The organism is Lactiplantibacillus sp. 3062 (assembly GCF_055413545.1).
This window is the reverse complement of sequence record NZ_JBVAYE010000006.1, coordinates 123,241-149,717: the sequence shown is the minus strand read 5'-3', so window position 1 is coordinate 149,717 and position 26,477 is coordinate 123,241. Positions and strand designations below refer to the sequence as shown.

20 protein-coding genes are annotated in these 26,477 nt (G+C 46.2%); 14 read left to right on the top strand and 6 right to left on the bottom strand.

What is annotated here, in order from left to right; all coding sequences use genetic code 11:
- Positions 1-206 precede the first annotated feature (206 nt).
- On the top strand, positions 207-3,233 hold the full coding sequence (locus tag ACWQAU_RS10030; protein ID WP_079111835.1) for a BspA family leucine-rich repeat surface protein: 3,027 nt from the start codon (positions 207-209) through the stop codon (positions 3,231-3,233).
- A gap of 22 nt (positions 3,234-3,255) precedes the next feature.
- The gene (locus ACWQAU_RS10025; protein WP_027821829.1) at positions 3,256-6,375 is read left to right on the top strand and encodes a bacterial Ig-like domain-containing protein; all 3,120 of its coding nucleotides are present in this window, start codon (positions 3,256-3,258) and stop codon (positions 6,373-6,375) included.
- 171 nt (positions 6,376-6,546) lie between these two features.
- Here the strand turns inward: ACWQAU_RS10025 and ACWQAU_RS10020 are convergent, their stop codons facing one another.
- Complete coding sequence (locus ACWQAU_RS10020; RefSeq protein ID WP_027821830.1) at positions 6,547-6,993, bottom strand: flavodoxin; 447 nt, start codon at positions 6,991-6,993, stop codon at positions 6,547-6,549.
- 226 nt (positions 6,994-7,219) lie between these two features.
- Here ACWQAU_RS10020 and ACWQAU_RS10015 point away from each other — a divergent pair, with 226 nt between their 5' ends.
- From ACWQAU_RS10015 to ACWQAU_RS10005, 3 genes are all read left to right on the top strand, one after another.
- On the top strand, positions 7,220-9,373 hold the full coding sequence (locus ACWQAU_RS10015) for a hypothetical protein (RefSeq protein ID WP_027821831.1): 2,154 nt from the start codon (positions 7,220-7,222) through the stop codon (positions 9,371-9,373).
- A 331-nt stretch (positions 9,374-9,704) separates the two neighbouring features.
- Entirely contained in the window at positions 9,705-10,217 is a 513-nt protein-coding gene (locus tag ACWQAU_RS10010) for an NADPH-dependent F420 reductase (RefSeq protein ID WP_050482351.1), read from the top strand.
- A gap of 335 nt (positions 10,218-10,552) precedes the next feature.
- Positions 10,553-11,503, top strand: coding sequence for a phosphoglycerate dehydrogenase (locus ACWQAU_RS10005; RefSeq protein WP_003642534.1), 951 nt, complete (start codon positions 10,553-10,555; stop codon positions 11,501-11,503).
- Between the two features lie 97 nt (positions 11,504-11,600).
- Here ACWQAU_RS10005 and ACWQAU_RS10000 read toward each other — a convergent pair whose 3' ends face one another.
- Both ACWQAU_RS10000 and ACWQAU_RS09995 read right to left on the bottom strand, forming a co-directional pair.
- Positions 11,601-12,527, bottom strand: a complete 927-nt coding sequence (locus ACWQAU_RS10000) for a DMT family transporter (RefSeq protein WP_011101916.1) — start codon at positions 12,525-12,527, stop codon at positions 11,601-11,603.
- A 72-nt stretch (positions 12,528-12,599) separates the two neighbouring features.
- Positions 12,600-13,619 carry a ketopantoate reductase family protein gene (locus ACWQAU_RS09995; RefSeq protein WP_003644739.1) on the bottom strand — a complete coding sequence of 340 codons (1,020 nt, stop codon included), beginning with the start codon at positions 13,617-13,619 and terminating at the stop codon, positions 12,600-12,602.
- 769 nt (positions 13,620-14,388) lie between these two features.
- Between ACWQAU_RS09995 and ACWQAU_RS09990 the strand changes: the two genes are divergently transcribed.
- Positions 14,389-15,222 (top strand): HAD family hydrolase, encoded by an 834-nt coding sequence (locus tag ACWQAU_RS09990; protein WP_003642537.1) that lies wholly within the window; start codon positions 14,389-14,391, stop codon positions 15,220-15,222.
- 187 nt (positions 15,223-15,409) lie between these two features.
- Positions 15,410-15,898 carry a hypothetical protein gene (locus ACWQAU_RS09985; RefSeq protein WP_003642538.1) on the top strand — a complete coding sequence of 163 codons (489 nt, stop codon included), beginning with the start codon at positions 15,410-15,412 and terminating at the stop codon, positions 15,896-15,898.
- On the opposite strand, the gene ACWQAU_RS09980 is transcribed toward ACWQAU_RS09985, so the two are convergent.
- The 3 genes from ACWQAU_RS09980 to ACWQAU_RS09970 form a co-directional block, all read right to left on the bottom strand.
- Complete coding sequence (locus ACWQAU_RS09980; RefSeq protein ID WP_027821832.1) at positions 15,882-16,556, bottom strand: histidine phosphatase family protein; 675 nt, start codon at positions 16,554-16,556, stop codon at positions 15,882-15,884. The genes ACWQAU_RS09985 and ACWQAU_RS09980 overlap by 17 nt on opposite strands.
- A gap of 320 nt (positions 16,557-16,876) precedes the next feature.
- Positions 16,877-17,611, bottom strand: coding sequence for a glycosyltransferase family 2 protein (locus ACWQAU_RS09975; RefSeq protein ID WP_003642540.1), 735 nt, complete (start codon positions 17,609-17,611; stop codon positions 16,877-16,879).
- A 92-nt stretch (positions 17,612-17,703) separates the two neighbouring features.
- The gene (locus ACWQAU_RS09970; RefSeq protein WP_003642541.1) at positions 17,704-18,411 is read right to left on the bottom strand and encodes a GntR family transcriptional regulator; all 708 of its coding nucleotides are present in this window, start codon (positions 18,409-18,411) and stop codon (positions 17,704-17,706) included.
- A gap of 194 nt (positions 18,412-18,605) precedes the next feature.
- Between ACWQAU_RS09970 and ACWQAU_RS09965 the strand changes: the two genes are divergently transcribed.
- From ACWQAU_RS09965 to ACWQAU_RS09935, 7 genes are all read left to right on the top strand, one after another.
- Positions 18,606-18,923: a PTS sugar transporter subunit IIB gene (locus ACWQAU_RS09965; RefSeq protein ID WP_027821833.1), complete on the top strand. Its 318-nt coding sequence runs from the start codon at positions 18,606-18,608 to the stop codon at positions 18,921-18,923.
- A 100-nt stretch (positions 18,924-19,023) separates the two neighbouring features.
- Positions 19,024-19,371 carry a PTS lactose/cellobiose transporter subunit IIA gene (locus ACWQAU_RS09960; protein WP_003639489.1) on the top strand — a complete coding sequence of 116 codons (348 nt, stop codon included), beginning with the start codon at positions 19,024-19,026 and terminating at the stop codon, positions 19,369-19,371.
- Between the two features lie 193 nt (positions 19,372-19,564).
- Complete coding sequence (locus tag ACWQAU_RS09955; RefSeq protein WP_027821834.1) at positions 19,565-21,004, top strand: 6-phospho-beta-glucosidase; 1,440 nt, start codon at positions 19,565-19,567, stop codon at positions 21,002-21,004.
- A 17-nt stretch (positions 21,005-21,021) separates the two neighbouring features.
- Entirely contained in the window at positions 21,022-22,464 is a 1,443-nt protein-coding gene (locus ACWQAU_RS09950) for a 6-phospho-beta-glucosidase (RefSeq protein ID WP_079111834.1), read from the top strand.
- Between the two features lie 509 nt (positions 22,465-22,973).
- Positions 22,974-24,284: a D-serine ammonia-lyase gene (locus tag ACWQAU_RS09945; protein WP_027821836.1), complete on the top strand. Its 1,311-nt coding sequence runs from the start codon at positions 22,974-22,976 to the stop codon at positions 24,282-24,284.
- Between the two features lie 219 nt (positions 24,285-24,503).
- Positions 24,504-25,247, top strand: coding sequence for an ABC transporter ATP-binding protein (locus tag ACWQAU_RS09940; protein ID WP_003642546.1), 744 nt, complete (start codon positions 24,504-24,506; stop codon positions 25,245-25,247).
- Positions 25,225-26,475, top strand: a complete 1,251-nt coding sequence (locus ACWQAU_RS09935) for an ABC transporter permease (protein WP_016511800.1) — start codon at positions 25,225-25,227, stop codon at positions 26,473-26,475. Before ACWQAU_RS09940 ends, ACWQAU_RS09935 begins: the two co-directional genes overlap by 23 nt.
- The last annotated feature ends 2 nt before the right edge of the window (positions 26,476-26,477 follow it).

Here is a 26,477-nt window from a genome sequence, read left to right as displayed (position 1 = left end):
AATCACCACGATGAAAACGATTGCAGAAATAGGGAGTTGATAATTATATTTTTGCGATAAACAAGCGGATTAATCATAATGATAACAGGTTAATTAGAATTGTGATAATCAGTTGAGCATTATGAGGGTACCATGGTATATTTAAAAATCGTAAATGATGTACTAGTTAAACACGATAATCAAATATAGTAAGAACACTTTATTTAATGAGATTAATCGTTAGGTCAGTTAGGTTGTTTTTGAAGAAATGGGGAATTACTATCAATTACCGTGAATCAGAAGTGAAATGTTATAAAATGTATAAAAGTGGCAAGATGTGGTTGTTTGCGAGCGCTTCACTATTATTGTTGAATACTCAACTGTTAACCGCACATGCGGATGAACCAACATCTGCATCGACTAGCGAAACGAGTGTCGTAGCGACTAACGGTGTGTCAATTCAAAATCAAGGTAGCAGCAATCAAACACTGGCAAGTTCGGTTTCTAAAACGGATAACGTTGTCGTGGCTAATGATGAGAACGCTTCGATTACTAATCAGACGGTAATCGATGCACAGCCAGCTACTAATGACGAGCCGCAATCCGCTGCATCAACGGCTGCGTTGAACGGGACATCTGGCGCGCCCAATAGTGAGGTAGCCGCTGATTCGATGGCAGCAGTGAACGGACTAAACACGGTAGCGCCCGCGACGAACAGTTATGAAGCATCACGGACTGACGATCTGTTCAGTAATGCCGCAGAATCGACTGTTAGTGAACAACAGCCTGAAGCGAGTGAACAGTTATTACTCGATACTGCTGACGCGTCAGAACGTAAACCCGCCGCTGACTTGCAACATGTTGAGCAGCATCAGCTGGTAGATGACCTTAAGGTGGAGTCACAGCACGTTGATACTCGTGCTGTGACTAGGGCGGATGAGGATGAAATGTCTGGTAACTTTGGCGTTGATTGGCACTTTGATGCCAGTACAGGCACGCTAACGCTGAACGGGGGAACGTTAAATAACAGTTATGGGGATAATCCTTGGCGTCGCAAGTCTTGGGCGCCGATGATCAAGTGTATCGTGATTGCTGACAAAATTGTTGCCGGTACTAACATGAATAGTCTGTTTGCGAATCTTGACAGCGTGACGCGTTACGAAGGGTTAGAAAAGATTGATACCAGTGCTGTGACCAACATGCAGTCTCTGTTCAAAGAAAATACCTCGCTAGAGCGACTGGACTTGAGTGCTTGGCAAGTCGGCAATGTGACCACAATGGTGAACATGTTTATGGGGAACTTCATGGGTACTGAACTTAAATACCTTAATCTCAGTGGCTGGGATACTCATAATGTCGCCAACATGCAAAATATGTTCCAGTTCAACGGCCAACTTCGAACTATTGACGGTTTGACTGACTGGGATACGCGCAGTGTGACGACGATGGCTAACATGTTTGCGCGCACAGGCGTCCGTCACTTGAATCTGACGAGCTTTGATTCAGCCAGCCTGGTTGAAATCGATGGTGCCTTTGCGCAGATGTCCGATTTGGAGCGTATCGAATTCGGTACGCAGTTTACCGTCGCTAAAGTCACTCAAATCAATAGTTTGTTTAATGATGATGCCAAACTAAAGGTGCTCGACTTGTCCCATTTCAATATGCAGAGTGTTGAACAAAACTGGCAAATGCTAGCTGGTTTGACAAGTTTGCAAACGTTGACACTTGGTCCGGGACTTGATTTTAGTCAACACGGCACGCAACCCTTAGTTGATTTACCGGAAGTGCCTAAGAATAGCAAATATACCGGCAAATGGGTCAACGTAGCTGATAGCTCGCAAACGTTTACGAGTGCTGAACTCCTGGCGCAATATTCGGGAAACCACGCTGACACGGCGACGTTTGTCTGGGAAACCGTCTCTGCGGCCGCGATTACCGGTAAAGACAGCACGCTCTTCTTGAATCAAAAATGGGACTGGACACAAAATATTGCGCAACTAGTTGATCAAAATGGCCAGTTAGTTGATCCAGGAGTCTTGTTCAGTACAGACCCCCAAGCGGTGACAGTTAGCGGTGAGCCTGTTGACACCAGCCGGCCAGGGTCGTATCACGTGATACTAACTTATGCGGGTCGGCAAACAAACGTGGTTGTCACGGTTGTGGCTAATCAAAGTCAACTAAATTTGCATGCGCAAGAAGTTGCGGTTGAAATTGATCCCGCAACGGGAAGCGCTGTCTGGCGCCCACGGGATAATTTTGCGAGTGCAACGGATGCAGATGGCCGTTCAGTGGAATGGCAGAACGTGACGGTGCTTGGAGAACCAGACTTAACACGGCCGGGGACATATGAGGTCGTTTATCAGTTCACTGACTTGACCGGACAGTTAGTCACGGCGACAACGACCGTCACGGTGACTGAACAAGAGGCTGACGTTGAAGACCTGACAGAAATGGTTGTTCAAGATACAACGGTGACAGTTGGCGACCACTGGCAGGCGGCAGACAACTTCGTAAGTGCCAGTGATGCGACGGGACGGCCATTAACACTAGCGGACTTAGTTGTGATTGGTGACGTTGACACGACGCAACCCGGTACTTATGAAATCACGTATCAATACACGAACGCCAATGGCCTGCAGTGGACTCAAACAGCCACCATTACGGTAGTCGAAGGTGCTGGCAATGGTGAAACGCCGTTACCGGGAGAACCAGCTGAACCGGAGTTACCGGAAGAACCAGGAACACCCGAACAGCCTGAAACCCCTGAAACCCCTGAAACCCCCGAAACACCAGGGGAACCGTCAGCGCCAGGGACACCTGATCAACCAGAACTGCCGGAAGTTCCTGAACAATCAGAACAACCGGGAACTACTGAACACCCTGATACTAGTGATCCTAGCAGTGGTTTAACGGGCGCAAACGCTGGTTCCAGCAGTCAAAGGGAGCAAGCAGACACGATAGTGCGACCAGAATTTAACGGTGGTTTAGAGAAGCAAGTGACCACGGTGTTTCGTGATAACTTGAAACTGAATACGGCTGAACGCAATGAGGACGGAATTGATGCTAAACGTTATGCTAAGGCTGATACAGCTAAACCGGAAGTGACTATGGCCCCAGTCAGCCATCCAGCGTCAGTAGCTGGTGAGCTACCGCAAACTAGCGAACAAGTTAATCGCTTCGGGTTGCTGGGACTCATGATGTTAATGGTGACTGGTTTAGCCAGCATCGTCGGCATTAAACGTCGGCAAGGTTAATTAATAAAGGAGTGAGAAATTAATGGAACAAGTGAAGAAACGGTACAAGATGTACAAGAGTGGTAAGGCGTGGTTGTTCGCTGGAATCACGCTCGTTACGTTGAACATGAATGTGGTGACGGGACGAGCAGATGAATCAACACACGTAGAAGCATTGACTGAACCGGCAGTGGCAACTTTGTCTGAAGGTAACGCTGAGCAGCAATCCCCAGTAACGGACGCCATGGATGAATCCGCAATGAGTGAACTGGTAACTGAAGCTCAACCAATTAAAGTGCAGGCCGCTGAAGAACAGTATACTGATGAGATTGTCAATCAATCTGATGATGAGCATGCGAATTCTGATCAGGTCAGTGTACCGGTCACGGATCAAGTTGACAGTGAGACCCCCGTTCCGTCAGACGAACATACTGCAACACTTGATACGCATCCGAACCAATCGACAACTGATGATTCTGAACAGCCGGTTAGTGCCGACGAGCAGTCGCAAGATATTGACACGGATAGTACTGCAAAAGTCTTGTCGTCGCAGCATAAAACGGAAACCATCAATGAGCGGGGAAGCGGTGATTTGGCTGGCGTGATTCGAAATCCAGAACGCCCACATCTCACGGATGGTTATCGCAACGATGATATGGAAGACGATGACTCGATGGCCGGCATCTGGGGTGCTGGTTACAACGCCGATGGCATTAAATGGCATTTTGACGCGGATTCTGGTGTGTTAGTGTTGGACGGTGGCGATATTTACGATTGCTATGGGGATAGTCCGTGGCAATCAAAATCGTGGGTGTTACAAATAGTTAAAGTTGTGATTTCAAAGCCAATTCGCATTATAGGTGATAGTGGGGGCTTCTTTGAAAATTTGACGAATGTTGAACACTATGAAGGGTTTGAAAAAATTGATGTTAGTTCTGCGACGGATTTAAGATATTTCTTTTCAGAAAATACGCATGTTAAGGAGCTAGATTTGAGCAGCTGGCAGGTGGGAAATGTGACTGATATGTCTTACCTGTTTTTCAATTCTCCAGGGACTAGCCAACTAACGACAATCAATATTTCAGGGTGGGACACTCGTCGAGTAAGTGAAGCGGACTACATGTTTGGTCCCAATGAAAAGTTAACTCGTATTATTGGTATCGAGAATTTGAACTTTGAAAGCCTAAAAGAAGCAGGCGGTTTGTTTATCAAAACGGGGTTGTCGGAGCTAGACTTATCCAAATGGAAGACTGATAGCCTTGACAATATGGCTGCTTGGTTTATGGACATGCACAACTTAACCAGTGTTAAATTCGGGTCTCAGTTCAAAACAGATCAGGTTACTTGGATTCATTTGCTATTTTCAGGATGTTCCAATTTAACTGAGGTGGATCTATCTGGTTTTAATTTGCATCGCGTTGAACAAAATCTCGACATGTTTGCGGGATGTGAGCGTCTACAAAAAATTACACTTGGTCCGGATACTGATTTGACGCCAGCCAAAATCGAGTCGGTTGGGCTAATGGACATTGAAGCTAATGACCAATATACCGGTTACTGGATAAATGTAGCCAATCCCCAGCAACGGTTAACTAGTGCTGAACTGATGAATCTGTATTCAGGAAAAAATACGCCGATTGGAACCTACATCTGGGAAGCAAACCAAGCAGTTATCGATGCCAACGACATTACCCTGGAAGTTGGCGATGATTGGAACTGGACGGACAGTATCGAGAGTTTAACCGACCAATTTGGTCAAAAAGTCGATGTTCAGGCCCTCTATGTGGCTAATCCCCAGGCTGTGAAACTATCGGGTGACCGAGTAAATACAAGTCAGCCGGGTACTTACCAGGTCACTTTCAAGTATGCAGGTAAGACGGTCACTGCTTTGGTGATCGTGAAAGCTGACCAGACAAGTTTGACTGTCCATGATACAGAGTTACACGCTGGTGGCACTTGGCATGCGCAGGACGGTTTTGACGGGGCGACGGATAAAGACGGTCACGCCATCGACTTTAACGATGTGACGATAACAGGTGAAGTGAACACCATGGTTCCGGGTGATTACCAGATTACTTACACGTATGGTAGTCAGACGCAGACGATTACTGTAACTGTTAAGGAAAACCAAGCCAGTTTGAACTTATATCAAAACCACGCAACGGTGCATACGGATGGGCAGGGAACCAGTACTTGGCAGCCCCAAAGCAATTTTCAGAATGCCACTGATAGTGATGGTCAAACGTTAGACTGGTCGGCCATTGAGGTCGTTGGAACGCCAGATTGGACTACAGCCGGGGACTATCGGTTGACGTATCAATTTACTGACAAGACTGGTCAGTTGGTGACGGCAACGATGACGGTAACGGTGGTTATCGAGGAGGCCGACGAACAGGCGGAATCCCAAAGCGATTTACAGATTCATGATTCAACTATTACTGTCGGTGAGTCGTGGCAACCAAGCGATAATTTAGTCTTGGCTACGGATGTTAATGGCGGTGAATTGTCGCTTGCTGACCTAGTCGTAACTGGCACGGTCGATACTAATCAAGCCGGTGTTTACCAGGTGACTTATCAGTATACGGATGCGAGTGGTCAAGTTTTCACTCGCGTGGCAACAGTCACGGTCGTTGCGGCGAGCGATGGCGATACGAATACTGAACAGCCAGGCGCTACCAATACCAATGACGATGTGAACGGCGGCTCGACTGGAAGTATCGATGGTGATGATCAAGCAGAAATACCTACGGATGATGCTGACCAGATGGAGGGTGATGCGGCTGACGTTGATGCAAATGCAGTTATTGATGACGCAACACCCGCGGTTGGCACGAATCATGGAAAGGGTGCGGATCGTAATTCTGGCATGCAAACGACGGCTAATGGGGCTAAATCAGTAGTCACTTCATGGCCACATCGGAGCCAGATGACCAACACAGCTAGTCTGCAACACGCGCAAACTATCGTTGGCGGTCATCATCAAGAATCATGGCCGACTGAATCAGCTTCGGTAGCTGTTCAGCCTGTAACGGTCAAACTCGGCACATCGGCTTTACCGCAAACTGGTGAAGCGCCAAGTCGTGCAAATGTGATGGGAACAGTGCTATTGGGGTTGACCATGTTCGGTAGTTGGCTCGGATTTCGGCGTGTGAAACGCCATTAAACAACGTGCTCGAAATCGTAAGGACTGAATAAAAGTGATTACGGTGATTGTGATTTTCGGTATCAGCGTCAGGATGATGTGTCGATAGCAGTTAATAAAAGAAACGCTTCAAGAATTAGTCATGAATTCTTGAAGCGTTTCTTTGCTATTCACTCAATCAAACTAGTCAGGTTACTGAACTTTAGCAACGAGTTGTTCAGTAAATGAATCCAGGGCTTTTACATCATCAGCTTCTGGTGCAAGGTTAACGAACACGTCCTTGGCACCCTGAGTAGCCCCAGCCTTCTTCAACGCGTTACTGAAATCGGTGACGGCGCGGCAATAATCATCATCATAGAAAGTATCGCCAGAGCCGGCACAGCCGTAAATCTTACCGGTTAAATCCAAATCCTGTAAGTCCTCGTAGAAGTCGAGTCCCTCTTCAGGGAGGGCGCCCTCATCGTAGGTGTAAGGGACGACAACACAAATATCAACATCGTTGAATTCAGTTGCGTCGGCTTGCGAGATTTCTTCTTTGGCAACATCGACCCCAAGCTTTTCAAATTTTTCAGTAATAATATCGGCAACGTCTTCGTTGTTACCGGTAATGGTAGCAAAAATAACTTTCGCAGTAGCCATATGAACTCCTCGCTTTCAAATATCTTGATAAGCCGATTATAGCAGAGTTTTAACCTTAATTTAAGGTATTGGGCAGTTATTCACAAATCCGCTTGACCAGTGGTTTCTCAGTAACCAATTCCATGCTATAATTTAACTATTAATGGTTATTTTACCGAAATTGATAAAAATTTTTGGTCGGCGCTTAACCAGGAATCTAATGTAAATTATAAATTGGCGAGGAGCGTTGGTTTTGTCTAGAAAAAATAAAAAAGAAGGATTGGGTAGACGGCTCTGGAATTCGATTACTGAGCCAATTCCCGACGATGATAGTACTGAACAAGATAATGAACAGATCCCTTTGGCCTATGATCTGAAAGACTCGGCCGCATCAAAGGCGGACGAAGCCGAAACAAAATCAACGGTCAATATTCCCCGCTCGACGGCGAATAACAGTGCCGAAAAGCAACCTGTTGACGCAGTAATTGAACCAGAAAAGGTGGCTAAAAAAGCGCGCCATTCCGGAGACAATCGCCAGGCTGTAAAACAATCGGCGGCACCCGTCAAGCATGGGGCGACTAGTGCGGTTAAGCAAAAAGGCTCGGCTGGTTCTCAGTCGTCGTCAAAGGCGGAATCCGCGCAAATAACTAAAAAGTCCGCCGCAACTAAACCGGCCTCAACAGCAAGTCAGGCGGCGCCAAAGACGGCCAGCGCGGTCTCATCACAGGCAGTAAGTGACCAGCGTTCCAAGCACGCAGCTTCGACGACAGCTAGTGCGGCTCAATCGGCACCAGCGCGGGCCGCTAAGGAAGCGTCACAAGCAACCAGCACCGCAGTGTCTGATCAGAAGCGTGTGGCTAAAACAACAGCAAGTACCAAGGTTCATCAGTCGGCGGCAACGTCGGAAGTTCCAATGACGCGGATGGCCCGGCGTGCTAGTCAGGAAGCTGCCAGTCAGGCCAAGACGCACAGTCAACAGTCTAGTGCTTCGACATCGAGTGCCGCGGCCGCCGCATCTGCGGTAGCACAATCCACGGCCCCGAAGTCCACAGCCCCCAAGTCAGCGACATCAAAGGCTGCGGTATCTCAGGCCACGGCCACAACCGCTAAGGATCCGCAAGCGACTGCTGCTAAACAGCCGAAGGTCGAAAGGCGCATCCCAGCTGATCATATTCCACCGGTTGCTCGTAAACAGCAACCGCGGATTGCGGTCAAGGGGACGGAACAAGCGGATGATGACACGCAGCCTGAGTTACCATTATCACGTGAAGAGTTGTATGGTGATCAGCAGCCCAACGGTGGCAAGCAGCCCAATAAGCCAACCATGTCACGGGTCGCTCGGCACGAAGAACAGCGGCTACCACATGATGATCAGCCGGATGACGACCGTGACTTTTCTGAGTTAGAAACGGATGAAAAGAATCCACATCTTAAGAAGCCAGCTCGGCGCTATAACTGGAAGTTGATGTTGGCTGGTGTTGCGATTCTGGTTGTTGCTGCTGGTGGAGCTTTCTTCATGTGGAACCATGGGCAAGCCACTCAAGCTGCGGCACGAACCAATGCGGAAAAGATCGTGGACCAAGTTTATACATCATCAGCCCAACGGGACTTGCGGGCGAGTGCCTCAAGCTCGACTTTGACCAAGTTGCAAAATAATATTGATAATATGAAGGATTCAAGTGAAAAGACCCGTTTGCAGAAACAGCATGATACGGCTGCTAAGATGTTGACGGTCCGGACTAGTTACCAAGATTTACGCAACGCTAAGGGGTTACTTAAGACCGACGTGACCATGGACACCATTACTAAGGGTCAGCAGCGGTTGACGACTGCTGGCTTAACGAGTAGTAAGCCGTACTTTGCTAAGAAGTATGACAAGTTGTTTACGACAACGGGAAAAACGGTTAAGAAAGTGGTCAGCTATGATGCTGATTTTCAAAAATTATATAACAAGAAAAATAAACTCAAGGCTTCGACCCCGTCAACGACAGTCGATAAAGTACTTGCAAACCTGAAAGCTTATCGCAAAAAGTCGCAGTTAGCGGCCGATGATTACCAGAAGTTGATTACGGATCGCAAGAAGTTGGCGAAAGCGAATAACGCATCGTCTTCAACCTCAAGTTCGAGCACGTATAGCTATAGTGAACCAGAATCATCGTCGAGTTCATCATATTCGACTTATAGTGAAAGTAGTGACAACAGTAGTTCGGCTTCAACGCATAGTTATAGCAACGATACGGACACGAGCTCGGCAACGTCAAGCTCAAGTACGCCTAGCTACAGTTATAGTGCAAACACCGATAGTAGCTCAACGACGAATTATGGAGATACGTCTTCAACAACGACCGGTGGCACTGCTTCTTCTACAGATGGTTATAGTACGGCAACGGGCAATAATTAATTTTTGGGGGTAACAGACCAGTAAACTTGATGATCGACTGAAAATTTAAAAACCGGCCAGCTTAATTAATTCATAATTAAGTTGGTCGGTTTTTGGTCGTTAGTGACTGATCGACTCGTGTCAATAACCTGGGAAGCGTGCAGGCAGGTGAATATCCGAGCTGATTAGCCATTAGTTCCACTAATTGTCGTCATTCAAGGAGCGACTACTAGCTAGGGCGATTGACGACCGGTTTGCGGTAACTGTCAGACATAAAAGTGATGTAAATGGGACATCAATGTTAGAATGTAAATATAAAATTAATTATAAAGTGAAAGAGGCGTGTTTTGATATGGAAATCACAATTTTTGGTAAGGGCAACATGGGGCAATCAATTGGTCATAATTTTGAAATCGCTGGGCACGAGGTCACTTATTATGGTTCCAAGGACCAAGCCACAACGCTCGGTGAAATCGTGATCATGGCGGTACCTTATCCCGCTTTAGCTGCGCTGGCTAAACAGTACGCGACTCAGTTGAAGGGCAAAATCGTCGTTGATATCACGAACCCCTTGAATTTTGACACGTGGGATGACTTGGTTGTTCCAGCTGATAGTTCGGCTGCCCAAGAATTACAGCAGCAACTACCAGATAGTCAGGTGCTCAAGGCTTTCAATACGACTTTTGCGGCGACGCTTCAGAGTGGGCAGGTCAATGGTAAGGAACCAACAACCGTGTTAGTTGCTGGTAATGACGATAGCGCCAAGCAACGCTTCACCCGCGCCTTGGCTGACAGTCCGTTAGAAGTGAAGGATGTAGGTAAGTTAAAGCGGGCCCGTGAGCTTGAAGCGATGGGGTTTATGTAAATGACATTAGCAGCCAGTGAACAAATCGGCTGGACCGGTGGCTTTGCGGTTGTTAAATAATTGGTCAACGATTAAACCCAATTAGGTTAGTTACCGATTGGCGATGCTCGGGAGTGCGACTTTCGAACATCGCTTTTTTGTTGGTATTTTGCGAGCCGTTTGTCAGCAGTAGCGTCAAACATTGTGATTTAAACCAAACTGTGGGCTAAAAAAGGGTCAGCCTAACTTACTGGCCAATCTTAGCTAATATCCGGTTGTGGATCATTACGGTTCAAGTGAATGATAGTGGTATGATAAAAGTATTGATCAAGAAATTAGAAATGGGGTAATAAGTTATGCCAATGGTATTGATGGCTCAAGCAACCAAACCTGAACAGCTGCAACAGTTACAAACCACTTATCCGGACTGGACGTTCAAGGATGCGGCGGCGGTCACGGCGGCCGATTACGACCAAATTGAAGTCATGTATGGTAATCATCCGTTATTAAAGACGATCCTAGCGCGGCCAACCAATCAGTTAAAGTTTGTACAGGTCATTTCAGCTGGCGTCGATTATTTGCCATTAAAGGCATTGCAAGCGGCCGGGGTGGTGGTTGCGAACACGAGTGGTATTCACGCCGATGCGATTAGTGAATCGGTCTTAGCCGCGATGTTAAGCGTAGTCCGGGGGTACCATGCGGCCTGGCTGAATCAGCGCGGGGCACGGCAATGGGCCTTGCCAATGACGACATCTACCTTGACCGGGCAACAGTTGTTGATATATGGCACGGGCCAAATTGGGCAATCGTTAGCGGCTAAGGCTAGTGCGTTAGGCATGCACGTGATTGGGGTCAATACGACCGGTCACCCCGCTGATCATTTTCATGAAACAGTGGCATTTACCGCGACGGCTGACGCGTTAGCAACGGCTAACTTTATTGTCAACGCTTTGCCATTAACGCCAACAACGCATCATTTGTTTAGTACTGAATTATTTCAGCAGACCAAACAGCAACCGATGTTGATTAATATTGGGCGTGGCCCGGCGGTTGATACTACAGCGTTAATGACCGCCCTGGATCATCATCAACTCAGTATGGCAGCGTTGGACGTTACTGAACCAGAGCCATTACCGACGGACCACCCGTTGTGGCAACGAGATGACGTGCTGATTACGCCACATATTTCAGGTCAAATTGCCCACTTTCGGGCGACCGTTTTTCCAATCTTTGCGGCGAACTTTGCACAGTTTGTCAAAGATGGCACGCTGGTACGTAACCAAGTGGATCTGAATCGTGGTTATTAATTGAATATATGTAACGGTAGCGGCAATGTAAAAGCCGGTTGTGACTAGGACTTAGTCACAACCGGCTTTTACTGGTTTCATAATTATGAGTCATCGTTTATGGTTGCTTGAAATTCTCTGCCGTGCGATCATTGGGACCCTGCCCAATAGCCAAAATAAAGACGGTACTAATAATCAGGACACTGCCCAGAATGTCGAGCCAACCGAAGCTGACACCGAGTAGAACCACCGCAATGATGGTTGCGGATAAAGGTTCAAAAGCGTCTAGTAGACTGACAACGGTTGGCCGGATATATTGCAAACTTTGCAAGAAGAATAGGAAAGCTAACAATGTTCCAAACAGCACAACAAAGGTCAACTTGCTGATATTAAGCATAGTCAGTGGAATATGGATTGACCAGACTGGCTGAACGATGTTAAACAAGATACCCCCTAACAACATTGACCAGGTGTTGACGGTCATTGGGTCGTACTTAGTAAGTAGTTTGGTTGGTAGCAAGGTATTCGTAGCGGACGAGACCCCCGATAAGAGTCCCCAGATCAACGCCCAGACGGAGATGACTAGGGTCTGAGGGTTGCCGTGAGTCACGAGCAAGAATGAGCCCAGTAGTGCACAAATAATTGCAAGGCCTTCTGCACGGGTCGGCAATTGCCGATGAGCGACTAGCATCCACAGAGCAATGAACACGGGTCCCATGAATTGTAGAATTGTTCCGGTCGCCGCGTTACTAGCTTCAACTGCTAAAAAGTAGGTGAACTGAACCGGCATTAGACCCAATAGTGTGTAGGCCACGATCTGTAGGAGATCGCGGGGTTGACGCCAAATCGACCACAAATCAACATGGGTCAGCAAACTGACCAGTAATAGTGCGATTCCGGCACCCAGCATGCGAATTCCCGTTAACCAAATAGAATTAATATCGGTCGTATCAAAAAGTGTTTGTGCGACGGCTCCGGAAATCCCCCAGAAGGTCGCACTGATACTAGCAAGAAAGATACCTTTGAATTCCCGACTGACTTGCACAGCAAACCGCCTCCTCAGTAAAATCAACTTAACCTCCATTGTACATGATTTTGCTGAGAAAAGGGGAATCGGTTATGCACTTGCTTGTTGACTAGCCTGTTCGGTCGCGTTCTGAGCATTTTGTTCAGTAGTGTGTTCAGTTGTGGCACTGGTTTGGCGGGTGGTTTCGGCTAAGTGAACCAGATGGGTCAGAAACGCGTGCGTTTTTGCTTGGTAATGGTACTTTTGGCCGAGCTTGACGAGGTAGCCATTGATATAGTCGACTTCAGTTGGCCGATTATGAGACATATCTTGATACATCGATGGGTAGTGGAGGGGATTAGCCACTTTGCTGACGTAGTTGACAGAGGCGAGCTCTTCCGCGCGGGTATTCAACATGGTGACACCATCACGCTCACAGACATCATAGGCTTCATCGATCAATTGACGACTCAGCTCATCAGCCCCTGGATAGGCCGCGAATTCGCCCATCGTAATTTCAAAGAGGGTACAGAGGGTGTTGACCACTGAGTTGAAGACGACTTTAGCCAGCAAGGTGCCGCGGAAGTTCGTTGTTAAATTAGGGTGGAATTGGCATTTATCTAATTCTGTCACGATTCGGTGGGTCATTTCGTCAGGGTGTTCCGTATAATTGGCGAGATTCATGGTGCCGGCGCCGCGAGCTCCAATGAAGTCGACATCACCAGGGCCGTTTAAGACCGTAGCGACTAGTGCGGTCCCAGCTAATAATTTTTCGGGTTTGAAGTAGTGTAATAATTTTTCAACGTGACCCATCCCATTCATGCAAGTGAGCACGTACTGGCGACCATTAAAAGCGTGGGCCGTCCGAGTCAAAAAATCAGCAAGTTGCATCTGTTTAGTAAATACGACCCACACGTCGGGATCATCGTGATAATCTTCGGGAGTTGAGACTTTGACGGGAACTAAGTGTCGATTCTGGTGATCGCGCGACACGTAGACGCCACCTTGACGATGAATTTGATCAACATTTGCTTGCCAAGTATCCACAAAATCAACTTGATTGCCTGCTTCTTGTAATAACACACCGTAACGTAATCCCATGGCGCCTGCGCCGAGTACTGTAAAATGCATATGTATGACCATCCTTTAAAATGATTTATTAATAAATGAAAATAAAAACGTCCGACAGACGAAGTCGTCTGCCGGACGCGAGCGCGGGTTACCACCGGTATTCATCAGCAATTTACATTACTGACCTTAAGCACATCATGAAAGATGTACCACACGTTAGTGGGTGTTAACCAGTACGGGTTACTTGATTTCACCCATACAACTCACAGTCGATATTCGTGATACCGGATTAGGTCTGCTCACACCATCTCAGACTCGCTAAGGCTAACGACCGGCAACTACTGAACTGTTCAATGCTTTTTATCATCATTTATTAATTGTTCTCTAATTTATCGGCTAGACTGGTGAATGTCAAGTAGTGAGATTGAATTCTTTGGTATATAAAGCTGATGAGGGCAAATAATGCTCTAAATAGCTTCTAAACTTAAGATTGTTTAGCCTTACGTGGTGAAAATGCGGTGGCTAGTTCGGTTTTGAAAGCGATTTCCATTATAGGAGGGAATAGCGTACAATTGGGAGTGTAAATAAGCCTTGTGCTAATTATGATTGCTAAAAAAGGCGGCGGTGCGTCATCTTTTTAATTTAAGCCCATTCAAGTCCGGCCAACCGGCTTACTCATCAGTGCGGATACGCCAATTTGCGTATTTACTGACGATGGCAGGATGGTACCGACTGATTGGCAAACCCAGCAAAAGCAGTCAAGCTGAATGTCACAGATGATCAGTTAGCTAGCACAACATATAGGTAAATACGTAGGAGGAGTTCAACTATGCCAAAATATTTAGTCTTTATGGACATTGACGGAACATTATTAACGGATCACCAATATGTCTCGGAGCGAACTCGAGCGACGATTGAACGGTTTCAGAAGCAGGACGTGTTATTTTACATCGCTACGGGGCGCATGTACGAGCTGGCGAAGATCGTTCGAGACAAAGTAAACGCTGACGTTCGTTTGGTGACGTCTAACGGGGCGGTGTTCGATGGTGCCCAGGGCCGTGAGCTAACCAAACTCGGGGGTGCTGCGGTTGAGCTTGCCTATCTGATTGCACGTCGTGATAACTTACCAATGATGTTGTTCACGCCAGACATGGCCTACTATACGGAACAAATCCCACGGTTCGTTGCTCGTAATGCGGCTAACTTTGATGCGGATGAAGTCTCGATTGGCTATGAAGAAGTGAAGAGCTTTACGCAATTAGCCACGATTGAGGACCAGATTACGAACGGCGTCATTCTCAGTCGTGAAGACATGTCACGGCTGGATTCTGCCCGCGAAAAGCTCACTAATAGTAAATTGTTGCGACTTTCATCATCGAACCCGAATAATATTGAGATGATTCCTCTGAATACGGATAAGGGGACGGCGGTCAAACAAATTCAACGTGAGCAACATGTCGATGCCGCCCACACGTTTGTCTTTGGGGATGGTTTGAATGACGTTGGGATGATGGCAGAAGCTGACTTATCGGTGGCAATGGGCAACGCCTTGCCACAAGTTAAGAAAGTTGCGAACTATGTAACTGATATGAATTATAATGATGGTTTGGCACTATTCTTAGAAAAATACTTCGCGGCCCACCCATTATCAACGACTAAGTAAGGTCAGCTTACAAGCGTATCGGTGTATCGACGAGGACAATAAGGCCATTAAAAAAGCGATTCTCACGTGTGTGGGAATCGCTTTTGTGGTATTATTAAAATTTCGCTATGACTTAAGTGGTGGTAATTGACTTTTACGTCAAATTTGGCACACTTAGTATTGAAGTGTTTTTAGGAAGTGATAACTGTTGAAAATTGAAATTTTACCGACGACTACCACGGAAATTCCATTAGCAATTTTGTCGATGAGCAATCTTGATAACCGTGAGTTGAATCCAGCAATTGAAAAACAATTAGCTGCACAAGGGCTTGCCGTTGCTCAGCCGCAGAATGCTTTGGCAGACTTGCTTCAAGTGATTCACGCGCGCCATCCAGTGCAGATCAATGCGTGGGATATGAATACGCTTGGCACTGAGCAGGTTCAGCTTCATTTAACGGCACAGGGGGCCAGTCTTTCAGCGGATGCTACCACCCCAATCAGGCCTAATTTGGATAGTAAAAGCAGTCGCATTTTAATTGTAGTTGGCGATCCAGATGCAAGTGAAGCTTCAGTGCATGCAACTGGTCAAGAATTACAACGCAAAATCAAAGCCTTTTTTGGTATTCAGGCGCGCTTGCAATTTCCGAGTTGTACCACGCAACCTGTTAGCATCGAGACAACTAGGCCCGCTTCTTAGGGGTGATATTAATGTCGATCAACTTGAATTGCCGATTTTGGTAGTCCACGCGACTAACACTTGTATTTTTCAGGAGTCGGGTGGGAAGCTCACGGGGGCTGATTTGGTATAGGAATGCACTGAGAACCAGCCCGTGAGAAACGATAAGAATATTCTTGTCATGCTGACTATCCTGAGATTCATACAAACAGATTCGTCGTAGCGCGCTACTGATTCGATCCGTGACACCGACCAAAGTCTCGGCGCCACGAGTCTGGTCGAGGGAGTTAAAGACCCATAGTAGGGTGGCGAAGCGTTCACGACTCAACATCAACTTAACAAACGTTCCAATACCCAATTGTTTTTGGACTTGCTTGACGATCCACATGTTTCTGGTATCTTCAAGCCCACCGAAGTTAAATTCGCGTAAGCCGACGTCAATCGTCGGCTTTTTTATTTCAGGATGGAGTGCGGTGATAATGCGACTCGTTTGTTGTGCTCGGCCCAAGTCACTGACGTAAGCAGCGTCGAAATGAACATCTGCTAGCATGCGGGCTAACCGTTGAGCGGAGCGCACACCGGTATGTGTGAGTTCCGAATCATAGATGCCTTGTAAACGGCCGGCCGCGTTGAGCTTGGTTTGTCCATGACGGACTAAGTATAAGTGAATCGTAGCCATCGCTAACCCTCCCATCAAATTAATTAATATAGTCCAATTGTAAAGCGTTACTCGTCATTCAACAAGTCTTTAATTGTTAATTGCCACTTTATTTTGTCGCTGATATCAAAAAGAGCTTGAGCAGCTAGCTTGTTTCGCGCCACGGTCGGTTTAATCGGCGGCGAAAGCGCATTTGAGGCTGCGAGTGGATGGCTACTAGCCTCGAATAATTGCGCATCTTCTGGTCATCGTAGCCGATTATGCTAGGTATCAAAAAATCCCCTAAAGGGTGATAGCTATTTCAGCTACCGACCTTTAGAGGCGATGGCAACGTAACGTTGCTACTGATTATTCCAATCTTCGTTCAAAACTTGCTTGTTTTCCTGCTTGAGAATCTTCATCATCTTACGACGAGCGGTGAAGAATGGAATTCCAATGTGAGCAAGGTTGCTTCGAAAACGCCAACGGTAATGGTAAGTCCGGTCCGGTACGTATTCGGAGGACTGTACGTAGTTAGCGTAACGAAAGGCAAACAACTGGTCTTCAAGAAAATCAATATCTTCGTTGAACTTGAGGTGATGCGTGGTAATAATACTGCGAATGAATGCTTTATTCCACGAAAAACCGCCAACCGTGCCAAAGTTGATGTTGGCAATCAAGTCTTTTTGGTTGTATGTTTTGGCAGGACTCGGAACGGCTAAGTAACCGTAGTGACCGCATACAACGAGCTGGGTATCGGGTGCTGACCGGTAGGCGGCTAGGAAGGTTGCCAGAAAGTCTGGTTCGACCCAATCGTCGCCATCGACAAAGCAAAGGTACTTACCCTTAGCAGCAGCCATACCGGAGTTACGAGCTGCGGAGACGCCCCGGTTATGGGCGTGAGTGATCACGTGGAACCGGTCGTCGCCTTTGATTAACGCGGCAATCTGTTCACCAGTGTCATCAGTCGAACAATCATCAACCACGAAGACTTCAAAGTCTGTCAAGGTTTGGCGTTGTAGACTAGTCAAGCAGCTATCTATAAATTTGTGCTGGTTGTAAGCTGGTACAACCACTGAAAAAAGGGGTGCTGACACGCTAATTCCTCCATCGTAAATTTGGATACTGTTACTAGTATACCCATAAATTGTGATGAAATTATAGTGAATCGTCTTTTTTTAGCCATAAATTAATTATTTGCAAGATTTGTCGTATGAAAATACAATGCAAGGTCGGGATAAACAAAGATGGTGTGAGAAAAATCTAGTAAGCCATTATTCTTATAATAGTTACAAGAATCCAAGGCCAAGTGAGTTGCGCCCTGTGCCAAATTCATTAGTTCGGCCTCTTCCTTGTTAAGATTGGTGAGTGAAAGATAATCATCACTGTTAGCAATCCCGATGCCGTAAGCTTCGTTGATGAAGTCCCAAATTGACGTATTGACAGCTTCGGTCGATAGATAGGGGACGACAGAGCGTAAGTAGTAGGCCTTTTCCAAACAATACAGTTGGTCGTGCCAGTAGCGGAGGCGAATGATACGATACAGTTCTTCGTCGACGGGAATGTTGAGTTTGCGGCTCAGGGCACTATCGCCGTGGATCGTATCAAAAGTCAGAATCTTGGAAGTTAAAGTCCGTGGGTGGACATGACTATTGAAGAGTGAGCGTGCTGACAGATTCACTACCGTTTTATGTTGAAGCTGAATATTAGTAATATAATAGCCACTGCCTTGAACCCGACGCAGGAGCCCCTGCTGGTACACCAAGTCAATCGCTTTGCGAATGGTGTTGCGGCTGGCTTGGTAACGTTCCATTAACTGGGCTTCCGTGGGGAGTTTGACGGTAAAAATGCCGTCTTGAATGGCGGCAACGAGTTTGGTTGCAATGTCACGATACATGGTGTTCACTTCTTTCGAATATTAAGTTGTTATTTAATAATTTGTGGGTACAAATCAAATAAATTGCAGATATCTGATTAATAAGGCTTGTCAAATTTGTACCCATGACTTATAATTCTAATTGTAATGAAAGCGGTTTATTAAAGCAACCGCTGTAACATATAAATTTAAAACAATCTAGGAGCGTGTTTATTATGGCTGAAAGAACAATTATGTTGGTATGTGCCGCTGGGATGTCAACGTCATTATTAGTTTCAAAGATGCAAAAGGCTGCGGAAGCAGAAGGCATTGATGCAGATATTTTTGCAACCGCTGCCAGTGACGCTGATGTGAAGTTAGCTGAAAAGAATCCTGACATTTTAATGCTTGGACCACAAGTTCGTTATATGTTAAGTGATTTCCAAAAGCGCGTTGATATTCCAGTTGAAGTTATCAACATGCAAGACTACGGCATGATGAACGGCGAAAAAGTTTTAAAGGAAGCCGAAGCATCAATTGCAAAAGCAAACTAATCATTAAATTGTAAGTGCTACCAGCCTAAGGTAGATCAATCGCGGCCGGTGGCATTTTGATTGTGATGCACACGAATAAATGCTAAAAGGATGAGGGTAAATGGCAGAAGAACAAACAAAAGAAGTTGAAGCAAGTCTCGAAACCATTATGGGTTTGATCGTTAATGGTGGTAATGCAAAGAGTTCCGCTTTCGAAGCAATTAAAGCTGCTAAGGAAGGCGACTTTGAAACCGCTGATGCCAAGTTAAAGGAAGCAGATAACTTTCTAACCGAAGCACACAATTCACAAACCTCAATGTTAACGGCGGAAGCACAAGGGGAACATACCCACGTGTCATTGTTATTAGTACATTCACAAGATCACATCATGAATGCCATCACCTTCCGCGACTTAGCTGGTGAAGTTGTAGACGTTTATCGGCGTTTAGCTGCCGATGAGGCGAAGTAGTTAATTAATTTGAGCCTAGGCAAATACCTGCTGGTGTTGGTCTGGGCTTGTTTTTTCATTCATGCCGTGGTCGCTTATAATGGCAGACAGCTTAACAACGGTGACGTGGCGGTTACACGCTTTTCGTTAGTTAAGGTAACAAAGACTGTAACTCAGGGATAGCCTGAGCAGCATTAATGGAGGGAATTAGTTCATGACAAAAGGATACAAAATGCCCAAAGATTTTCTGTGGGGTGGCGCGGTCGCGGCCCATCAATTAGAAGGCGCTTGGGATGTTGATGGCAAGGGCGTTAGCATTGCCGATGTAATGACAGCCGGACGTAACGGGGTTCCCCGTAAAGTCACGGATGGCGTCAAAGATGGTGAAATCTATCCTAATCACTGGGGCAATGATTTTTATCATCGCTATTCAGAAGATGATCGATTATTTGAAGAAATGGGCTTTAAGTGTTTCCGGACGTCAATCGCGTGGACCCGGATTTTCCCGAATGGTGACGAGAGCGAGCCTAACGAAGCTGGTTTGAAGTTTTACGATGACTTATTCGATGATTTATTATCGCATGGCATCCAACCCGTTGTGACCCTGTCACACTTTGAAATTCCATACCACTTAGTGAAGGCTTATGGTGGTTTCAGCAACCGTAAGATGATCGACTTCTTTGTTCATTTTGCGAAGACTGTCTTCAAGCGCTATCAGGATAAGGTCAAGTATTGGATGACCTTCAACGAAATCAATAACCAAACAGCTTGGAGTGATCCGCACCCATTGTTACAAAATTCCGGCCTACAACTTAGCAAGGATGACAATTGGGAACAGGCGATGTATCAAGCAGCTCATTATGAATTAGTAGCGAGTGCCCTAGCTGTGCAAGCGGGCCACGCAATCAATCCTGATTTTCAAATCGGCTGTATGGTCGCGATGTGTCCAATCTATCCACTAACAGCTAAACCAGCGGATGTGATGATGGCGGAACGGGCCATGCAAAAACGGTATTGGTTCGGGGATGTCCACTGTCTCGGTGAATATCCAAAGTGGTTACCGAAGTACTTTGAACGCAAGGGCTTCGATATGGATATTACCGCTGCTGACTTGGCAACTTTAAAGGCTGGTACGGTGGATTACGTTGGTTTCAGTTATTACATGTCATTTGTTACAAAGGGTCGTGACGGTGACAGTGATTACGATTTCAAGGAACCCGATGACTTTGTTGAGAACCCCTACGTTGAGAAGTCTGATTGGGGCTGGCAAATTGATCCAACTGGGTTGCGCTATGCGATGAACTGGATGCAAGATCGGTGGCACTTACCACAATTCATTGTTGAAAATGGCTTTGGTGCTTACGATAAGAAGGAAGCCGACGGGAGTGTACATGACGACTACCGGATCAGTTACTTCCGTGATCACATCTTGGCGATGGAACAAGCGGTCGTATTAGATGGTGTTGATCTGATTGGCTATACACCGTGGGGCTGTATTGATTTGGTCTCAGCAAGTACTGGTGAAATGGCGAAACGGTATGGATTCATTTATGTTGACGCCGATGATAATGGTCAAGGCAGTTTTGACCGTTCTAAGAAAGACTCCTTTAACTGGTTCCAACAAGTTATTGCGAGTGATGGTAAAGATTTATAGTGAAAGGATGATAATGCATGGCAACAACGAGTGGTTTACGATCTGATTTCTTATGGGGTGGGGCGGTCGCAGCCCATCAACTAGAAGGCGGCTGGCAAGCTGGTGGCAAAGGGGTCAGTGTGGCTGATGTCATGACTGCCGGTGCCAACGGTGTTCCTCGTGAAATCACGGATGGTGTGATTGCGGGTAAGAATTACCCGAACCATGAAGGCATCGACTTTTATGGTCACTATAAGGAAGATATCAAGCTATTTGCTGAGATGGGCTTCAAGTGTTTTCGGACATCGATCGCCTGGACGCGGATTTTTCCAAATGGTGATGAAGAAGAACCCAATGAAGCGGGTTTGAAGTTCTATGATGATATGTTCGATACTTGCCGGCAATATGGTATCGAACCAGTGATCACGCTGGCCCACTTTGAAATGCCGTACCACTTAGTTAAGGAATATGGTGGCTGGCGTTCGCGGAAAGTCATTGACTTTTTCGTGCACTACGCTGAAACGGTCTTCAAACGCTATAAGAACAAGGTTAAGTACTGGATGACCTTCAACGAAATTAATAATCAGACGACTTATACGAACCAATTCCTGATGGCGACGGATTCTGGTTTAGTGTTGAAGCCCGATGATCCTGACGCTGAAGCTTTGATGTATCAAGCTGCTCATTATGAAGTCGTTGCCAGTGCGCTAGCCGTTAAGATTGGCCATGCCATTAATCCCGACTTCCAGATTGGCAATATGATCAACATGACACCGATTTATCCTGCAACTGCTAAGCCACAAGATATCATGCAAGCTGAAAAGGCTATGCAGCAGCGTTATTGGTTTGCAGACGTACAATCATGGGGCTATTATCCAAATAATATGGAAGCTTACTTCAAACAGACTGGTTTCCGCCCTGATATCACGGCCGAAGACCGCCAAGTCTTGAAGGAAGGCACCGTTGATTATATTGGCTTTAGTTACTATAATTCCAACACGGTCGCCGCTCAGGATGATAACCCAAGTTACCACTTTGTCGGGACCGAAGCCGTTGATAATCCATATTTGAAGACGAGCGAATGGGACTGGCCAATCGATCCAGAAGGTTTGCGGTATTCTTTGAATTGGTTACAAGACCGCTATCACAAGCCAATGATGATTGTTGAGAATGGGTTGGGTGCCCGCGACAAAGTCGAAGCCGATGGTAGTATTCATGATCCTTATCGGATTGACTATTTACGCGCTCATATCAGTGAAATGATCAAGGCCGTTACCGAAGATGGGGTCGACTTGATTGGCTATACGCCGTGGGGGTGTATCGATTTGGTCTCAGCTGGAACTGGTCAGATGTCGAAACGTTACGGTTTTATCTACGTCGACAAGGACGATGAAGGTAACGGGACACTAGAGCGCTCGAAGAAGGATTCGTTCTACTGGTATCAAAAAGTGATTCGGACGAATGGGGCCGATTTGAAGTAGGAAACTCGTTGTGCTAGAAGACTACTGAATGATTATGCAGTTCGAACGACGATTATTAGTCAATTAATAACCACTAATTGAAGACGACGTTCAAAGTGAGTGAACTTTGAACGTCGTTTTTCGATTGCCTTATTAGCTTGTTTGATTGGCTAATCAACAATTATTGTTAATCAGTGCCTAAAGATTGTTTCTAAGTATCAAATATGGTTAAATGATGGACGAAGGCGATGTCATATTATCTAACATGAGTTGTGATTAAAAATCGTTAGATTCAGAGAAAAGCCACTAACTTAGGTTCGGTTGAAAGGGTCGGGTTGGGGGAGGCTTGTTGGCTCAGTGCGTGTTATATCGACTTATCGGCATTTGTGCTGATCGTGGTGACGTTTCAGTATGTTACCTAGTCTCGGAAGGTCGGAATAGGCTGAACGCATGCAGACGGCCATCGAAAACTGATAATTTTAACTCACGATACGTAATATGATGCAATTAAATGAAAAGGACCTGAAAGTATGGATACAACGGTAATGATTGAAGAACACCCACAGATTAAGGAATTGATGGCAAAACGACCAATTGTTTGGCAGAACCCAGATTATGGGAAGCGGGCGGACCTGCCGTTAACGCGGGCCGATATTTTTGACGCGGTCGCACGTTGGGAACGTTTCGCACCATTTTTGGCCGTTGCTTTTCCAGAAACGGCAGCTATGAATGGGATTATTGAGTCACCATTGTTACCACTTGAGCAGATGAAACCAGCATGGGAGGTTCTCAACCACCAGTCATTGGCGGGGCAGCTTTATTTAAAAGCTGATAGTCAGTTGCCGATTTCGGGTTCGATCAAGTCACGTGGTGGGATTTACGAAGTGCTCAAGTTTGCTGAACAGGTAGCCATGGCCCATACGGATTTAACGTATATGGATGATTACAGTGTCTTGGCAACGGCTAAGTATCACGAGTTATTTGCACAATACGGCGTCATCGTTGCATCGACGGGAAACTTGGCACTCAGTGTGGGCATCATGGCCGCAACGTTTGGATTTAAGACGACCGTTTATATGTCTCACGATGCTCGTCAGTGGAAGAAGGATAAACTGCGGGCAAATGGCGTCACCGTTGAGGAACTAAATACCGACTTTTCAAGTGTGATTCCGGTGGCCCGTGCCGCCGCGGCCAAGGATGACCATACGCACTTTGTTGATGATGAAGGTTCACGTGACTTATTCCTCGGGTACGCTGTTGCTGGGGTACGGTTACAACATCAATTAAAAGTACAAGGCATCAAGATGGATGCTGCGCACCCGGTCGTCGTTTATTTACCGGCCGGGGTCGGTGGCAGTCCTAGTGGCGTCGCTTTTGGCCTCAAGATGATTATGGGAGCCAATATTTACCCCGTCTTTTGTGAACCGACCCACGTGCCGTCCGTGACCTTAGGGATGATGACCAAGCTGAATGAAAAAATTGCTGTTCAAGACATTGGTTTAGATGGCCTGACTGCCGCTGATGGGTTAGCCGTTAGCCGGCCATCACGGTTGGCAGGCAAGGTGATGCAAACGCTATTACTCGGAACAGCAACATTTGAAGATGATGATTTATATCGTTATTTGACGAAGCTCGTCGATACTGAAGATGTAATGGTCGAACCATCCGCTGCAGCCGGCTTTACCGCGATCGCCCCCATCATGGCCCAATTTCCCACGCTTGCTGGCAAAGACGCCACCCACATTGTCTGGGCAACTGGCGGCGACATGATGCCGGAATCGGAGCGTCAGTTGGATTATGAGCTAGGACAAAAATTGCTGACCAAGATTAACAATCGTTAAAACATTGCTAACGCTTATATCAGTGCTGATATTTAATTAAAATGCGACATCCCAACAACGGGGTGGCGCATTTTTGTTTGCAGTGCGGTGACAAATGGGCTGGAAATAAAATGAGTGAGTGACAACTCATTTTGCTGTTGACAAACCGAGATGTACTGATTATACTAAAGCCATTAAGTGAGTGAGTATACACTCACCTCGAGAAAGAGGGTTATTAAAATGGCAACGGATTATGTCATCGCCAAGCAGGTCAGCAAGCACTTTGGTCATCAGCAAGTGCTTAATCAGATTGATTTGACACTGCCGGCTGGAATGATTTATGGCTTGATTGGGCCATCGGGAGCTGGGAAGACCACCTTGATCAAGAGTATTTTAGGGATGGAAGCTGTGGATAGTGGCACTGTTAAAGTTATGGATACGGTGATGCCCAATAGGGCGGTAATGGCACAAGTAGGGTATATGGCCCAAAGTGACGCCTTGTATGAGACACTAACGGCCCGTGAAAACCTGACCTTTTTTGGGCAATTGATGAGTGTTCCAAAAATAAAGTTAGCACAGATGATTGATTATGCAGCCGGATTAGTTGACTTGACGTCCCAATTAGACAAGCGGGTCAGTGGCTATTCGGGTGGGATGAAACGGCGCTTGTCGTTGGCAATCGCCCTGATTCAGGATCCCCAATTATTGATTTTAGATGAACCGACCGTTGGGATTGATCCAGAATTACGGCAACAAATTTGGACCGAACTAAATAAGCTCAAGGATACCGGTAAGTCGATGCTCGTGACAACGCATGTCATGGACGAAGCAGAACGGTGTGATTATCTCATGTTGATTCGGCACGGGATTGCGCTTGCTGAGGGGACACCCGCGGCACTGAAACAACAGTATGCAGTAGATACGATCGAACAGGTCTTTTTGAAAGCGGGGCGGATGCAAGATGCGAACGATGGCAATCGTTAGACGAGTTTTTAAGCAAATGTTACGTGATAAGCGTACCTTGGCGCTGATGTTTTTGGCACCACTCTTAATTATGGCGTTGATGTATTTTTTGTTTCAAAATAACACGACTCAAGTGGCGACTTTAGGTGTTCACAATGTTGATCATCAGGTGGTCAAAGCCATTAATACGAAGCATGTCGATATTCACCATTACAGTAGTAACCAGGCAAAAGCGATGATTAAGCAGCATGATTTGGATGGATATTTGACGCAAAAAGATGGCAACTTAACGATCACGTATTCTAATAGTAATCCGACCAATACGTCATTGATCAAAGCTTCTTTGCAAAGCGGACTGGTCAAATTAAAAATTCAAACGTTGGTCACGGCTACTAAAGCACAAAAAAAGGTGTTGCAAACGCAACAGGTGGCACTACAAAAGTTGACCGCGGCGCAAAAACAGGCAACGGTTAGCAAGCTAAAGACGGCCTTGGCCCAAGCACAGGCAAGTGGGAATACTGCTGCGGCGGCTAAAATTCAAAAGCAATTGAGGCAGGCTACAGCGAGTGCTGCGGCGCCAACAAATAGTCAATCACAAACGACGACCTATACCACTAGCAGTCATTATATTTATGGTAGTAGTGATTCAACGTTCTTTGAAAACTTTTTGCCAATCTTTCTCGGTTTCTTTGTCTTCTTCTTTGTGTTCTTGATTTCTGGCGTTTCACTTTTGAATGAGCGCACTACTGGAACCCTAAGCCGGCTACTTGCAACCCCAATTCGACGGAGTGAAATTATTATGGGCTATCTAATTGGTTATGGGGGCTTTGCCATCATTCAGACTGTCCTGACCGTTGTTTTTGCAATTACGGTCTTCAAGATTCACTTAGTTGGTAGTATTTGGCTGGTCTTTCTGACTAACTTATTATTAGCGTTAGTGGCTTTGACCTTGGGTATCTTTATTTCCACCTTTGCTAACTCAGAATTTCAAATGATTCAGTTTATTCCACTGATTGTTGTACCACAAATCTTTTTTGCTGGGTTGATTCCAGTCGATGGCATGGCGAGTTGGTTGCAAGCAATTGCCCACATCATGCCGTTATACTATGGTGCTAATGCGTTGACGGCTGTTGTGACAAAGGGTGCTGGGCTTGGCGATATTGGTGTCAATTTGTTAATATTAGTAGGGTTTATGGTCGTACTAACAATGTTGAATATTGTTGGAATGAAACGTTATCGGAAGGTGTGAGG

What these genes read in the sequence shown, in the direction of transcription:
- ACWQAU_RS10030 (WP_079111835.1), top strand. Translation starts at nt 207, where the DNA reads ATGAGATTAATCGTTAGGTCAGTTAGGTTGTTTTTGAAGAAATGGGGA.
- ACWQAU_RS10025 (WP_027821829.1), top strand. Translation starts at nt 3,256, where the DNA reads ATGGAACAAGTGAAGAAACGGTACAAGATGTACAAGAGTGGTAAGGCG.
- ACWQAU_RS09935 (WP_016511800.1), top strand. Translation starts at nt 25,225, where the DNA reads ATGCGAACGATGGCAATCGTTAGACGAGTTTTTAAGCAAATGTTACGT.
- ACWQAU_RS09940 (WP_003642546.1), top strand. Translation starts at nt 24,504, where the DNA reads ATGGCAACGGATTATGTCATCGCCAAGCAGGTCAGCAAGCACTTTGGT.
- ACWQAU_RS09950 (WP_079111834.1), top strand. Translation starts at nt 21,022, where the DNA reads ATGGCAACAACGAGTGGTTTACGATCTGATTTCTTATGGGGTGGGGCG.
- ACWQAU_RS10020 (WP_027821830.1), bottom strand. Translation starts at nt 6,993, where the DNA reads ATGGCTACTGCGAAAGTTATTTTTGCTACCATTACCGGTAACAACGAA.
- ACWQAU_RS09965 (WP_027821833.1), top strand. Translation starts at nt 18,606, where the DNA reads ATGGCTGAAAGAACAATTATGTTGGTATGTGCCGCTGGGATGTCAACG.
- ACWQAU_RS09945 (WP_027821836.1), top strand. Translation starts at nt 22,974, where the DNA reads ATGGATACAACGGTAATGATTGAAGAACACCCACAGATTAAGGAATTG.
- ACWQAU_RS10010 (WP_050482351.1), top strand. Translation starts at nt 9,705, where the DNA reads ATGGAAATCACAATTTTTGGTAAGGGCAACATGGGGCAATCAATTGGT.
- ACWQAU_RS09955 (WP_027821834.1), top strand. Translation starts at nt 19,565, where the DNA reads ATGACAAAAGGATACAAAATGCCCAAAGATTTTCTGTGGGGTGGCGCG.
- ACWQAU_RS09980 (WP_027821832.1), bottom strand. Translation starts at nt 16,556, where the DNA reads ATGGCTACGATTCACTTATACTTAGTCCGTCATGGACAAACCAAGCTC.
- ACWQAU_RS09970 (WP_003642541.1), bottom strand. Translation starts at nt 18,411, where the DNA reads ATGTATCGTGACATTGCAACCAAACTCGTTGCCGCCATTCAAGACGGC.
- ACWQAU_RS09995 (WP_003644739.1), bottom strand. Translation starts at nt 13,619, where the DNA reads ATGCATTTTACAGTACTCGGCGCAGGCGCCATGGGATTACGTTACGGT.
- ACWQAU_RS10005 (WP_003642534.1), top strand. Translation starts at nt 10,553, where the DNA reads ATGCCAATGGTATTGATGGCTCAAGCAACCAAACCTGAACAGCTGCAA.
- ACWQAU_RS09990 (WP_003642537.1), top strand. Translation starts at nt 14,389, where the DNA reads ATGCCAAAATATTTAGTCTTTATGGACATTGACGGAACATTATTAACG.
- ACWQAU_RS09960 (WP_003639489.1), top strand. Translation starts at nt 19,024, where the DNA reads ATGGCAGAAGAACAAACAAAAGAAGTTGAAGCAAGTCTCGAAACCATT.